This window comes from Sphingomonas gei (genome assembly GCF_004792685.1).
In the GTDB taxonomy this organism is placed as follows: domain Bacteria; phylum Pseudomonadota; class Alphaproteobacteria; order Sphingomonadales; family Sphingomonadaceae; genus Sphingomonas; species Sphingomonas gei.
The window spans coordinates 577,882-591,847 of record NZ_SRXT01000004.1 but is presented as its reverse complement, the minus strand read 5'-3'; the positions used below and the strand labels follow the sequence as shown (position 1 = coordinate 591,847).

Below are 13,966 nucleotides of genomic sequence, written 5' to 3'. Positions count from 1 at the left end.
TCCTTATCCGCGGGCATCGGCCGTTTTCTGGCCGATGCGGAAGATGACGAATTCGGCGGGCTTGATCGCGGCAACGCCGACCAGACAGATCAGGCGGCCGTTATCCAGGTCGTTCTGGGTCATCGTCGTGCGATCGCAGCGGACGAAGAACGCTTCCTTCGGGCTGGTGCCGAGCAGCGCCCCCGAGACCCACTCATTGTACAGGAAATCGGAGACCGTGGTGCGCACATTGGCCCACAGAGCCTCGCCGTTCGGCTCGAACACCGCCCATTGGGTGCCGCGGTCGATCGACGCCTCCAGATACAGGAAGTATCGGCGGATATTGACGTATTTCCACTCGGGGTCCGAGCTGATCGTGCGCGCGCCCCACACCCTTATGCCGCGCCCGGACAAGGCGCGGATGCAATTGATGCCGAGCGGGTTGAGCACTTCCTGCTCGCCGAAGCGCACGTCGCGCTGCAGCGCCAGCGCGCCCGTCACCGTTTCGTTGGCGGGCGCTTTCCACACCCCGCGCTGGACGTCGTTGCGGGCATAGATGCCGCACACCGCGCCCGAAGGCGGCACGTCGATCAGCGAAGGCTGGCTGGGATCGGTCGCCGCGAGCGGATTGGCGATCGTGATCCACGGATAATAAAGCGCGGCATATTTGCTGTCGATCAGGCTCTTGAGCGACTTGACGCTGGGATCGGCAGTGACTTCGAGCCCCGGCGGGGTATCGAGCACCGCGATACGATAGGCGCGGCGCGCCTCGGCATGGCCGATCAGGCTCTGGTTGACCGCGGCCGGCAGCGGCGCTGCGAAGCTGGAAGCGCCCGGCGCCGCGACGATCGAGACATCCTCGAGCGCGAGCAGCGAATCGAGCGCAGTCTCGTAATCGGCCGAACTCGGGCCGCCGGTGCCGTCGCTGCCGCCGGTGAGCAAGACCACGCGCACGCCATTGGTAGCGGTGTTGATCAGCGCCGCGCGAACTTCGGCCGCGCTCGCCCCGGTGCCGACATCGAGGATGATCGGGTTGGTCAGTGCATCGCTCGCCGAAGCCGGCTTGGCGCCGAGCACGGCGTTGAGGAAGCGCGGATGTTTGGAATGCGCGCCGAGCCCGCCCGCTTCATAGACCGGGCCGGTCGGATCCTCGACCAGGACGCTGTAGCTCAGGATCGAGCAGGCATCGTCGGTCGCCGCGATCACATCGGTGGTGCCGACCACGAACACGTCGGTGCCGACGAGGACCAAAGTCCCCGCGGGCTGCTTGAGCGCCAGCTTCTTGGTCGTCGGCAGCGCGCTCTCGACGATGGTCACGCGGAAATTGGCGTCGCTCCCGGCGATCTTCGCGCCGGCGGCGGTGCGTGCCGAGAGCGTCAATTTCTTGGCGGCCGCCGGGCTGCCCGAATTGAGCACTATGCCCGCACCCGCCGCGGCCGCCGCCCCCAGGATGCGCGCGACATAGAGCCGCCCGCCGCCATTATTGAAGAAGGCCTGCGCCGCGAGCGCGAGGTAATTGCGCGCGGGATTGCCGGCGATGGTGAGGTCGTCGACGCCGCCATAATAGCGTTCATAATCGGCGAAGCTGGTCAGCAGCGGCGGCGTCGGATCGCTCGGCTCGAGGCTGACCGGGCCGCGCGCGGTCATGCCGACGAACGCGCAGGTGCTGGTCCCGACGCCTTCGATCGATTTGGCGCGGAAGCTCGTCTCTTCGACGAACACCGCTGGTGCAAGATATTCGGGCATTAAAGTGCCTCCTTCCGGGTGCGGTTCGGGCGAGTCATGGCGCCGTCCAGGTCAGCGCGAGGGAAAGCTGGCGGCCGGCCGCGATGCGGAGAGCCGTGCCGCTCGGGAAATTCGCCGGGAGCGCCGCGGCAAGCGCATCGGGATCGGGATGTCCGGTGGTTCGCATCGCGGCGTCGCGCGCCGCTGCGGAAACTTCGGCCGGAGAATGGAACAGGGCGACGGCAGGATCGGCATCGACGATCACGCGCGCGGCAATCTCGCGGTCGACCGTCGCGCCGGCGCCGGCGAAGCTCAGCGGCAGCACCGGGAACAGCAGCACCGCCTCGCCGCGCGCGTCGGTGAGCGCGCGCGCGGCGAACAGGCCATTGTCGGTCTGCGCGCGAACCAGGGCATGCTCGACCGCGCGCCCGTCGCCGGAGCGCTTGACCGAGACTCGCAGCAGCACGGCGCTGCCGGTCGGTTTCGCCGTGGCGGCAGCCAGCAATTCGATCGCTACCGGCTGGAACAGCGAACCCGCCTGGTTCAGATGCGCGGGATCGGCATCGCGCGGCAGCTGGAGCTTGAAGCGCCGCGGCAGATAGGCGCGGCTCGCCGGGGTGCAATCGAGCTGGACCGGCGTAGCGGCATGCGCCGGCGCGCTGTCGAAGGTGGAGGCATAGGTCTCGAAGCCCGTGGCCGCGGTCAGCGCATAGCGCCCGCCGCCCTTGGGTACCACCTGCACGCCGTCGCCGCGCACTTGCACCGGCCCGTCGACGGCGCGGCCATAGCCGTCGACAAAGGCGAGCAAGGCGAGTCCGCGGCGATCGAGCAGATCGGGGGCCAGCATCATCGTCACAGCGCCGGCTCCGCGATCGGATCGCCATCGGCGAAGGAGAAGCGGCTGGCCGCGACCGGCGGCGCATCGGCCACGGGCCGGTAACCGATCCGGATAACCCGTGCCTTGTAGAGCGCCGACAGATGATGCTTGAGCTTGAGCGCCTCCCACAGCCGGAACAGCCGCTCGGGATCCGAATCGTCGGGGACGATCTGCACGCTCTCACCGCGCGACCAGGTCGCGCCGCCGAGCAATTGGCCCTGATCGAGGATCGGATAGCGATCGAGTTCGAGCATCGCCCAGCTGAGCAAGGCCTGCTCCTCGAGCGTCGTCGTCGACCAGCAGGCGAGCACATAAGAGAGCTCGAGCGAGATACCCGCGCCTTGCGAGGGATCGCCCATCGGTCCGCGCCCGATCACGCTGTCCGAGCGGCCGACATGGTAGCAAGTCAGCGACAATCCCCCGGTCGGCGGCGAGGCGCCGGTGAGCTTCGACAGCGGGACATGCGCGATTTCCGCCGCTGCCGGCACCGGATCGAGCCGCCCTTCGGCCTGGAGCAGCGAGCGCCGCGCGCGCAGCACCGCCACGATCGACTCGCCGACGAGATTGACTGCGCCAAGCTCAGCCATGCGCATCACTCGCGAGTCTGCCGAATTGCTGCTGGTAGCGATCGATCGCGCCGCCGATCTCGCGCTGCATCGTCAGCAGGTATTCGGGGCTGGTGATCAGGCGGATCTGATGCGTCGGCACTTCGCCCGGCCGGATCTGGCCCAGATCGATCCGCACGTCGGACAGGCCGACCGCGAGGTGCATATGATTGAAGTAGAGACGCGCAGGCGCGCTGCGTGCTTCCCCATCATTGCCCTCGGTCATCCTCGTCCCCCGCACTCGCTGCGTCGCCGGACACTTCGCAACAGCCGTGCCAGTTGGAAAATGCGTGGAGGTTCAGCGCGTTAGCGCCGCCGGCCAGTGTGCCGCGGCGGCAGGGTGTGACAGCGCACCGTCACTCGCAGTGACAGGTGTTACGTCGGCAAAGTCTTCGGCATCGTCGACGCGGGCGCGCTCGAGCCGGCGATACAGAGTCATCCGCGAGCAATTGAGCATGCGGGCGGCCTCGGCCTTCTTGCCCTTGGCCCGCGCCAGCGCGCGCAGCAGCGTTTCGCGTTCGGTGCCTGGCGGAAAGCTCTCCGACGGCACCGGTCCGATGCCGATCGTCGGCGGCAGATCGTCCACGTCGAGCCGATCGGGATCCATCGCGACGACCACGGCGTGTTCGAGCGCATTGCGCATCTCGCGGACATTGCCCGGCCAGCCATGGCCCTCGAGCGCGGCGAGCAGCCCCTTGCTCAACGCCGGCACGGCCACGCCGATCTCCAGGCAGATGCGCTTGAGCAGAGCCCGCGCGATCGGGACGATGTCTTCGCGCCGGTCGCGCAGCGGCGGGACCAGCAACTGGATCACGGCGAGGCGATAATAAAGATCGGCGCGGAAATTGCCCTTCTCTACTTCGCCGGCGAGATCGCGATTGGTCGCCGCGACCACGCGGACATCGACGCGCACCGCCTTGGTCGAGCCGAGCGGGAATACTTCGCCCGATTCGAGCGAACGCAGGATCTTGGCCTGCGCCGCGGCGCTGAGTTCTCCAACTTCGTCGAGAAACAGCGTGCCCTTGTCGGCGAGGCGGAACTTGCCGGGATGCGCATGATTTGCAGAGGAAAATGCGCCCTTTTCATAACCGAACAATTCACCCTCGATCAAAGTCTCGGGGATCGCCGCGCAATTGACCGCGACGAGCGGGGCCTTGGCGCGGGTGCTGTTGCGATGGAGCATCAGCGCGACGACTTCCTTGCCGGTGCCGGTCTCGCCCTGGATCAGGGTCGTGCTGCACGGCCCGCGCAAGCGCCGGATCATGCCGCGGATATGCTCGATCGCGCGGCTTTCGCCGACCAGGTCGGTCACATCCGCCGAAGCGGCGCACGCACCCCTCCCCATGGCGAGCGGTTCGCGAAGATTTTCCATGCCGTCCCCCAAGAACGTAACCCGGTGCGACAACGGAGAATCGCGCGGGACTCGAATGGTCCGCGTCTGGCCCGTTGCCGGCGACAATAGATGCGACTTTGCGACTTGGCTTGGATGGACTCGACAATGCGCGGCCATCGGCAGCGAAGGTACCGCAATGGCAGGCATGATACAACGCAGCGGCCCGCAGCCCGCGCCTGCTACTGCAATTAAATCAACATTATAGTGACATGCCCGCTTTAGTCGACAAGTTCGGACATAATGGAGCAAACGTAGATCTTGTGAGAATTGCCCGACGGCAGTTTCACCCATCTCGCCTCGTCGATGTCTAAAATAACGATTTTGCTTGGGCTTACGGCGCATATCCTACAACCGGCTCGCCCGATTCATTCGAGACGCCGAAATCCGTGCGGGTCTGGCGGGGCGATCCCGTGTCGCATAAATGCAGGGGCGGATGCGCGCGCCGGACCAGGAGATTGCATGAATTCGTGTAGCCACAGCAATACGATCCACAACGTGAGCCCCAGCGCGCGCGGCTGCGAGGAATGCCTCGCGATCGGCAGCGCCTGGCTGCATCTTCGGCTCTGCCGGGAGTGCGGGCATGTCGGCTGCTGCGACCAGTCGCCGCACCGCCACGCCACCGCGCACTTCCACGCGACTCGCCACCCGATCATCGAAGGCTATGACCCGCCTGAAGGCTGGGGCTGGTGCTATGTCGACGAAGTCGAAGTCGACTTGCCCGATCAGACTCCGCAATCGGGCCCGATCCCACGCTATTATTGAAGCGGAAAGGCGCGGCCCGGCTCGCCGGTTCTGATACGAGCCGCCAGCGCGCCGGACCTTTGTCCGGGAAGGGCCGTTCCAAGCGGCGGAAGGTAACGACATGGCGAAGCAGCGTTCGGACAAGCCTGAGATCAAACCCTTTACCGGCCCGGCAGGCGGCTGGGGTTCGGTGCGCTCGCTCGCCGAGATCCTGCCGCGCGAGCAGGTCACGCCCGATGCGCTGCTCCAGCTCGGCCGGCAGAACAAGCCGCACGGCTTCATGTGCGTCAGCTGCGCCTGGCCCAAACCCGCCGATCACCACCCCGCCGAATTCTGCGAGGAAGGCGCGAAGGCGACCGCGTGGGAGCTGACGACGCTGCGCACCACGCCCGAATTCTTCCAGCAGCACACGCTGACCGAGCTGCGCAGCTGGAAGGATTATGATCTGGAGCAGCACGGGCGGCTGACCCATCCGCTGCGCTACGATGCCGCGACCGACAAATATGTCGCATGCAGCTGGGACGAGGCGTTCGACGCGATCGGCGCCGCGCTGCGCCCAGTCGATCCCAAGTCGGTCGCTTTCTATTCGTCGGGGCGGACGAGCCTCGAGGCATCGTACATGTACGGGCTGATGGCGCGGATGTTCGGCAACCAGAACCTGCCCGACAGCTCGAACATGTGCCATGAATCGACGTCGGTCGGGCTCAAGGCGGCGATCGGCGTTCCGGTCGGGACGACGCGGCTCGCCGATTTCGAGGCGTGCGACGCGATCTTCTTCTTCGGCCAGAATGTCGGGTCGAACGCGCCGCGAATGCTCCACGACCTGCGCAGCGCGCGCAAGCGCGGCGTGGAGATCATCACCTTCAACCCGCTCAAGGAGCGCGGGCTCGAACGCTTCACCGATCCGCAGAACCCGATCGAGATGGTCACTGGCGGCGAGACGCAGATCTCGACGCAATATCACCAGGTCAAGGCGGGCGGCGACATCGCCGCGATGCTGGGCATCGCCAAGTTCGTGATCGAGTGGGATGATGCCGCGCGCGCGGTGGGCGACCCGGCGGTGCTCGACCATGATTTCATCGCGCAGCACACCAAGGACTTCCACGCCTTTGCCGACGTTGCGCGCGCCGCCGCATGGGAAGACATCGAACGCGAGTCCGGGCTCGAACGCTCGGCGCTGGAGCAGGCGGCGCGCGTCTATGCGAAGGCGAAGGCCGTGCTCGCCATCTACGGCATGGGGCTGACACAGCATGTGAAAGGCGTCGAGAATGTCCGCATGGTCGTCAACCTGCTGCTGCTGCGCGGCAATATCGGCAAGCCCGGCGCGGGCCCGACTCCGGTGCGCGGCCATTCGAACGTCCAGGGCCAGCGCACCGTCGGCATCACCGAGAAGACCGAACTGGTCCCCGTCGACAAGCTCAGGGAATTGTACGGCTTCGATCCGCCGACCGAAAAGGGGCTCGACACCGTCGAGACTTGCCGCGGCGTGATCGACGGATCGGTCAAGGCGGTGATCGGCCTCGGCGGCAATTTCCTGCGCGCGGTGCCCGAGACCGCGGCGATGGAGGAAGCCTGGCCGCGGCTCGATCTGTCGGTCCAGATCGCCACCAAGCTCAATCGCAACCATCTCTTCGCCGGCAAGGTCACCTATCTGCTGCCCTGTCTCGGCCGCATCGAGGGGGACGTGCAGGCAAGCGGCCCGCAGGCGGTGTCGGTCGAGGATTCGACCAGCTGCATCCACGGCTCGCGCGGCAACGCCAGGCCCGCCAGCCCGCATCTTCTGTCCGAGCCGCGCATCGTTGCCGAGATCGCCAAGCGCATCCTGCCCCCCAATCCGCGAATCGACTGGGACCATTGGGTCGGCGATTATGCGCGGATCCGCGACGCGATCGAAGCGACCTATCCGGCGGTGTTCAAGGACTTCAACCAGCGGCTGTTCACCCCCGGCGGCTTCTGGAAGGGCAACAAGGCCTCCGAGCGGATCTGGCAGACGCCGAGCGGCAAGGCCGAATTCCTCGCGCCCACCGGGCTCAGCGCCACCGGCTTCGCCGACGCCGAGGGCCGCTTCCGGCTGATGACCCTGCGCTCGAACGACCAGTTCAACACGACCATCTACGGCTATCACGATCGCTTCCGCGGGGTGAAGGGCACGCGCGACGTGCTGTTCATCAACCGTGCGGACATGGCCGCGGCGGGCGTGTCGGAAGGACAGATCGTCGCGCTCGAAAGCGACGCCGGCGACGGCATCGCGCGCCGGCGCGACGGCCTGATCGTCACCCCCTACGATATCCCGCGCGGCTGTCTCGGCGCGTATTACCCCGAAGCGAACGTGCTCATGCCGGTCGAGCACCATGCCGAGGAAAGCCACGTTCCAGCCGCCAAATCGGTGCCGGTCCGGATCCGCGCCTGACTTCCTCGCTGCCCCTCGAATTTGAGCGTGTCGGCGCCGACGGGCGAGTCGACGTGCAAAAGCGCGCGATTGCGGAAGAAGTGCCCGTCGCGATCGAATGCAACGGCCTGGGCTATGCCGTGCTGATGGCCAGCCCCGGCGATTTGCTCGACCTCGGCCATGGCTTCGCGCTGACCGAGCGGCTGATCGACGCCGCCGACGACCTGATCGACGCCGAAGTCCACCCCGTCGATCGCGGCATGCTGCTGCGGCTGACCTTGTCGGCGCGCGTGGCTGGGCGCGTGGCCGACCGGGTTCGCCATCGCACCGCCGATTCGTCGTGCGGACTGTGCGGTGTCGAGAGCCTCGAACAGGCACTGCGCCCTTTGCCCCCGCGGCGGGCGCGCTGGTCGGGCGAGGACGCCGCGGTGTTCGCCGCGCTCGCGGCGCTCGACGCGGCCCAGCCCCTCGGCGCCGCGACGCGCGCCGTGCATGCCGCCGCCGCCTGCGCGCCCGATGGGACGATCCGGCGCGTCCGCGAGGATGTCGGCCGCCACAATGCCTTCGACAAGCTCATCGGCGCGATGCTGCGCGAGCGGATGGGCTGGGACCACGGCTTTGCCTTGCTCACGTCGCGTTGCTCGTACGAGCTGGTCGAGAAGGCGGCGCTGTCCGCTTGCCCGATGCTGGCGACCATCTCCGCCCCCACGGCGCTGGCGATCGCGCGTGCGCAGGAGGCCGGACTCGAATTGCGCGTGCTCGCGCGTCCTGATTCGCTGCTGCGGCCGGTGGCATGAAGCTGCTCGGCGCGATCCTCGCCGGCGGCGCCTCGCGCCGTTTCGGCAGCGACAAGGCCGATGCGATGCTGGGCGGCCGCAAGCTGGTCGATCATGTCGCCGACGCGCTGCGCCGCGACTGCGACGCGCTGGTGATCTGCGGACGCACGCACTCGCACATCGCCCGGCTGGAGGATCGCCCGGCCGCGGGGCTCGGGCCGCTCGGCGGGCTCTGCGCCGCGCTCGCATATGGCCGGGACGGCGGCTTCGACGCAGTCTTGAGCGCGCCTTGCGATGCGCCAGGCTTGCCGACAGACCTGTTTTTCCAGCTTTCGAAAGGCGGACCGGCGGCGCACGTCGCTGATCATCCGGTGATCGGGCTCTGGCCGTGCGCGCTCGCCGAGCGGCTGCAATCGCATCTTGAGCAGGGCACCGACCGATCGATGCGCGCCTGGGCACGCATCGCGGAAGCGGCACCGGTCGAACTCGCAGCCGCGATCTTCAACATCAATACGCCCGAGGATCTGGCAAAAGCGGGCCTGACCTAGCCCGCCCGAGGCGCTTTCGCGCGATAGGGAAATACCCGTAAGCCGCCGGGACGGCGCACCGAAGCCTCTATAATCTCTGGATGAACTTCGGAGATCAGTGATGGCGTTGCTTGCGCGGAACGTCGGCAGGCGCCTGCCGACCGGCACGGCAGCGAACGTTCAGTCGCTGCCGGCAATAGCCATGTGCCGTCCCCGCGTTCAATTTGCCGTTGGCGTCTCGTTGCTCGCGCTTCCGATCGCGCCTGCCGCCGCGCAGGCGCTGACGCCGATCGCGACCGAGCCGGCGATGCCAATAAGCGAGATCCTGCTTGTCGCTTCGACCCCAGGCAAGCAGGACCTGCCGCCCGCCCAGCCTTCGACGCCGCCCAGCGAGGCGACCCCCGAGCGCGCGCCCGCCAACCCGGCGGTGCGCGCCTATCCGCGTCAGGCCGACGGCCACGGAATCAAGCTCGGTGGATATAATCTCTCGCGCTGGGCCGAGGATTGGCGGCTGATGCGCGATCCCAAGAAGCGCGACGACATGCTCGACCGGCTCAAGTACCTTCCCTTCGACGACAAGGGCGCGCTTTATTTGACGCTCTCGGGCGAGGCGCGGATGCGCGTCGATTATTATTCGAACCCCGGTCTCGTCGACAGCGAATATCGAGTCGAGGACAAGCTGCGCCTGGTCGTCGGCGCGGATCTCCATGCCGGCCCGCTGCGGGTCTATGGCGAGCTCGCGCATGGCGGCCTTGCCGGACACAATTACGGAACGCCGACCGCCAAGTTCCGCGACGATTTGTTCACCCAGCAATTGTTCGCCGAACTGGGCGGCGCGGTCGGCCCGGCGATGCTGGGCGTACGCTATGGCCGGCAGGAATTCACCGATGGCCCCGCCGCGCTGATTTCGCAGAAGGACAACAACACCATCCGCACCGTCGAGCAAGGCGTGCGCGGCTGGGCGCAGCTCGCCGATGTGCGTATCGACGCGTTCGACTTCGAGCATGTCACGCTCGGCATGCAGGGCCTGAACGACGACATCTCCGATCGCGCAACGCGCTTTTCAGGAGTCACCGCCGGAATCGTGCTGCGCAACGACAAGACCCGCAAGCTGTTCGTCGATCCGTTCATCTGGCGCGAGCGCAACGACCGGCAGCGCTGGGGCAGCGTCACCGCGCGCGAGATCCGCCATTATTATGGCGCCCGCCTGTGGGGCAGCTATGACGCGCTGACGATCGACTGGACGATCGCGCGCCAGGACGGCGACTTCAACGGGCGCGACATCAGCGCGTGGAACGCGTTCCTCGCGCAGACCTGGCTGCTCGACGCGAAGGGCATCGCGCCCAAGGTCGGCGTGCATTTCGATTACGGCAGCGGCGCCGGCAGTTACGGGACCGGCACGCTCCACACCGGCCGCGCAATCACCGCGGGCACGGTCGGCTACAGCTATCAGAGCGCGCTGAGCCCGACCAATTTGCTGCAGGTCTCGCCCAACCTCACGCTCTCGCCGGCCAGGACAATCGACGTCACCATCGAGATCCAGCGCAACTGGCGCGCCAGCGACACCGACGCGGTCTATCGCGGCGCGGGCACTGCCTATGCCGGCACCCAGCGCGCCACCGGCAGCCATATCGGCGACACGCTCCACCTCCAGGGGACGTGGAAGATCACCCCCCGATTGTCGTTCGTCACCCGCTGGGAATATCTCGCCGCGGGCGAGGTGCTCGAGCAGGCCGGCTTCACGGACTCGCTGTTCATCGGCAGCTGGCTCAACTTCCGCTTTTGATCGCGCAATCTCCCCGCGAGGCCGGTGAATCGATTGGCCGTGCTTCGTGAGCGACAAAATCCCTTGATACTATATATCATCGCAGCTACCGCAGCGCAGCACGTCCTATCAGTCCGGGAACTTCCATGCTGCGTACTCTCTTGCTCGCCACCGCCACTCTGATCGCCCTCCCGGCGCACGCCGACGACAGGCCGTCGCCGGCGACATCTCCGGATGCGCCCGCAACCAGCGGTCAGGATCACGACCAGCCCGGCCAGGAAGTTGTCATCACCGGCACCCGCGCCCGCGCCACTGCCGATGTGCTCGGCGGCACGACGATCCTCGCCGCCGAGGAACTCACCCGCGAGATGCGCCCGACGATCGGCGAGACGCTCGCCTCGCAGCCCGGCGTCTCGGCGACATCCTTCGGCCCGAACGCCTCGCGCCCGGTGCTGCGCGGCTTCACCGGCGATCGCGCGCGGCTGCTGATCGACGGGATCGGCAGCATCGACGTGTCGAACACCTCGGCCGATCACGCCGCGATCATCAACCCGCTCACCGCCGACCGCATCGAAGTGCTGCGCGGCCCGTCGGCGCTCCTGTTCAGCCCGTCGTCGATCGGCGGCGTGGTCAACGTGATCGACAGCCGCATCCCGCGCCATTTGCCCGAGAGCCCGCTCCATTTCGACGGCATGGCGACCTATGGCAGCGCGTCGGACGAGCGCTCCGTCTCGGGCGCCGCCGACGTTCCCGTCGCGGGAAAGCTCGTCGTCCACGCCGATGGCAGCTATTCGAAGACCGGCGACCTGCGCAGCGGCGGCTATGTCCTGACTCCCGCATTGCGCGCGCAGGCTGCGGCCAGCGCCGACCCCGACGTCCAGGCGCTCGCCAGCCTCAAGGGCGAGGTCCCCAACACCGCCGCGCGGACCTGGGACATTGCCGGCGGCGCGGCGATCGTCGACGACCGCGGCAGCCTCGGCTTTTCGGTGTCGCGCTATGACAGCCTCTACGGCGTGCCGATCCGCTATTCGCTCGATCCGTCGGTCGAGGCCGAAGCGGTCCAGCTCCACGCCAAGCAGACTCGCCTCGACGTGCGCGGCGACATCACCACCGAGAGCGCGGGGATCCACCAGATCCGCGTCCGCCTCGCCGCCGCCGACTACCGGCACAGCGAAATCGAGGATACCGGCGAAGTCGGCACGACCTTTTACAGCCAGGGGCTCGAGGGCCGGCTCGAACTGGTCCAGGAAACCCATGGCGAGTGGGAAGGCGTCACCGGCGGCCAATTCTCGACGCGCACCACGCGCATCGTCGGCGAAGAGAAGTTCCTGCCGCGCAATCAGGCCGACCAATATGGCCTGTTCACCCTCCAGTCGCTCGATTTCGGCGCGTTGAAGGCCGAGGCGGCGCTGCGCTACGAGCATAGCGCGCTGCGGGCGCAGGCGGATGCGGATATCGGCAACCCGGTCTATGATCGCAGCTTCGACAGCCTGTCGGCGTCGCTCGGCGCGAGCTATGCGCTGGCCGATCATCTGCGCTTCGGCGTCAATGTCTCGCGCAGCGAACGCGCCCCGACCCCCGAGGAATTGTTCGCCAACGGCCCGCATGCCGGCACCCAGGCATTCGAGATCGGCAACCCCGATTTCTCCACCGAAAAGGCTTGGGGCGTCGAAACCACGCTCAAGGGCAGCGGCGACGGCTGGAGCCTGTCGGCAGCAGCCTATTACAACCGGTTCAGCGACTATATCTACGACGCGCCGACGGGGGCGACCGAAGATGGCCTGCCGGTGTTCCAGTACAACCAGGCCGATGCGCGCTATTACGGCTTCGAAATCGAAGGCTCGGCGCGGCTCGCTCAATTGGGCAGCTTCGCGATCAATGCCGACGCATTGTCCGACTTCGTCCATGCCGAGCTGATCGACCAGGGCCCCGTCCCGCGCATCCCGCCGCTGCGCGTGATGGGCGGGCTCGAAGCCCAGTCGGATGCACTCACCGGGCGCATCGAAGCCGAGCACAGCTTCAAGCAGGATCGCGTGACCGATTTCGAGACGCCGACCAGCGGATTTACCCTGATCAACGCATCGATCTCGTGGAAACCGTTCGGCGCGGATTCCAGCACCAGCCTGATGCTTTCGGCGAACAATATCTTCGATGTCGAGGCCCGGCGCCATACCAGCGTGCTCAAGGATTATGCCCCGCTCGCCGGCCGCGACTTGCGCGCGACCTTGCGAGTGCAACTCTAGCCTCGATGCGGCATTAGGGGCGGATGGAGACTCCGCCGCCCCAGCCCGTCACTGGACTCAAGTCCGAAGCCGCATCGTCGCGGCGTATTCCCTGGCCGATCGTCGCGCTGGCGGCGGTGGCGCTGCTGCTGCTCGGGCTGGTCTGGTTCGGGCACGAGATAATGGACGGCGACACCGCCGAGCTCGACCGCGTGGTCATGCTCGCGATGCGCGTCCCCGGCCATCCCGGACAGCCGCTCGGGCCGCACTGGCTGCCCTCGGCGGTGCGCGACGTCACAGCGCTCGGCAGCTCGACCATCCTGACGATGGTCGTGGTCGTCACGGCCTGCTTCCTCGCGCTGCAGGGGCGGTTCCGTTCGGCATTGCTCGTCGTCGCCGCGACCAGCCTGGGTGGGTTGGCAGTCACCTTCGTCAAGGCAGTGATCGCCCGCTCGCGCCCCGACCTGGTCGACCGGCTGATGGAAGAGACCTCGCACAGCTTCCCGAGCGGCCACGCCGCCAACAGCGCGATCGTCTATCTCACGCTGGCGACCCTGTTGTTCCCGCTGGTCCGCGGCTGGCGGATGCGCGGCTTCGTGCTTGCCGTGGCGATGCTGCTGGTCGGACTGATCGGGGTCAGCCGCATCTATCTCGGCGTCCACTGGCCCAGCGACGTGCTCGCCGGCTGGGCCTTCGGTGCCTGCTGGGCGTTGCTGTGGTGGGGCGTGGAGCTCAAGCTGTTCGCGAGGACGCCCTGATCATCCGTCACCCCGCCTTGTGCCGGGGTCCATCGAGCAGCACTGGAATCGCTCGGGCTCCGGAGGAGCCGGTCGCCACTTACGCCTGAAGTTCCCGCGGCAAGTGACCCCGGCACAAGGCCGGGGTGACAGTTAAGGTAGCGGCGCCCTTGCCACTCAGGCGGAATTGGCGTGTCATCGGGAGCGCCCCATTTAGCGACCCACTCCAT

The 13,966-nt window shown here is 67.2% G+C and carries 12 protein-coding genes; 7 read left to right on the top strand and 5 right to left on the bottom strand.

Annotated features, from left to right (window positions below; all coding sequences use genetic code 11):
* Positions 1-3 precede the first annotated feature (3 nt).
* From E5A73_RS12775 to E5A73_RS12755, 5 genes are all read right to left on the bottom strand, one after another.
* Positions 4-1,725 (bottom strand): phage tail sheath family protein, encoded by a 1,722-nt coding sequence (locus E5A73_RS12775; RefSeq protein WP_135964187.1) that lies wholly within the window; start codon positions 1,723-1,725, stop codon positions 4-6.
* A 34-nt stretch (positions 1,726-1,759) separates the two neighbouring features.
* A complete protein-coding gene (locus E5A73_RS12770) occupies positions 1,760-2,560 on the bottom strand; it encodes a hypothetical protein (protein ID WP_135964186.1) in 801 nt (266 codons plus the stop codon).
* Positions 2,557-3,168, bottom strand: coding sequence for a Pvc16 family protein (locus E5A73_RS12765; protein ID WP_168355925.1), 612 nt, complete (start codon positions 3,166-3,168; stop codon positions 2,557-2,559). The genes E5A73_RS12770 and E5A73_RS12765 overlap by 4 nt, the downstream gene beginning before the upstream one ends.
* Entirely contained in the window at positions 3,161-3,412 is a 252-nt protein-coding gene (locus E5A73_RS12760; RefSeq protein ID WP_135964184.1) for a hypothetical protein, read from the bottom strand. Before E5A73_RS12760 ends, E5A73_RS12765 begins: the two co-directional genes overlap by 8 nt.
* 72 nt (positions 3,413-3,484) lie before the next feature.
* Entirely contained in the window at positions 3,485-4,498 is a 1,014-nt protein-coding gene (locus E5A73_RS12755; protein ID WP_168355924.1) for a sigma-54 interaction domain-containing protein, read from the bottom strand.
* Positions 4,499-5,038: 540 nt separating this feature from the next.
* Between E5A73_RS12755 and E5A73_RS12750 the strand changes: the two genes are divergently transcribed.
* The 7 genes from E5A73_RS12750 to E5A73_RS12725 all read left to right on the top strand — a co-directional run bounded on the left by E5A73_RS12750 (position 5,039) and on the right by E5A73_RS12725 (position 13,757).
* Complete coding sequence (locus E5A73_RS12750; protein WP_135964182.1) at positions 5,039-5,341, top strand: UBP-type zinc finger domain-containing protein; 303 nt, start codon at positions 5,039-5,041, stop codon at positions 5,339-5,341.
* A gap of 100 nt (positions 5,342-5,441) precedes the next feature.
* The gene (locus E5A73_RS21605; RefSeq protein ID WP_206366480.1) at positions 5,442-7,730 is read left to right on the top strand and encodes an FdhF/YdeP family oxidoreductase; all 2,289 of its coding nucleotides are present in this window, start codon (positions 5,442-5,444) and stop codon (positions 7,728-7,730) included.
* Positions 7,703-8,506 (top strand): formate dehydrogenase accessory sulfurtransferase FdhD, encoded by an 804-nt coding sequence (fdhD, locus tag E5A73_RS21600; RefSeq protein ID WP_420822575.1) that lies wholly within the window; start codon positions 7,703-7,705, stop codon positions 8,504-8,506. Before E5A73_RS21605 ends, fdhD begins: the two co-directional genes overlap by 28 nt.
* On the top strand, positions 8,503-9,033 hold the full coding sequence (gene mobA / locus E5A73_RS12740) for a molybdenum cofactor guanylyltransferase (protein WP_135964181.1): 531 nt from the start codon (positions 8,503-8,505) through the stop codon (positions 9,031-9,033). Before fdhD ends, mobA begins: the two co-directional genes overlap by 4 nt.
* Before the next feature lie 220 nt (positions 9,034-9,253).
* A complete protein-coding gene (locus E5A73_RS12735; protein ID WP_240700161.1) occupies positions 9,254-10,798 on the top strand; it encodes an alginate export family protein in 1,545 nt (514 codons plus the stop codon).
* Between the two features lie 125 nt (positions 10,799-10,923).
* On the top strand, positions 10,924-13,020 hold the full coding sequence (locus tag E5A73_RS12730; RefSeq protein ID WP_135964180.1) for a TonB-dependent receptor: 2,097 nt from the start codon (positions 10,924-10,926) through the stop codon (positions 13,018-13,020).
* A 23-nt stretch (positions 13,021-13,043) separates the two neighbouring features.
* Complete coding sequence (locus E5A73_RS12725) at positions 13,044-13,757, top strand: phosphatase PAP2 family protein (RefSeq protein ID WP_135964179.1); 714 nt, start codon at positions 13,044-13,046, stop codon at positions 13,755-13,757.
* The last annotated feature ends 209 nt before the right edge of the window (positions 13,758-13,966 follow it).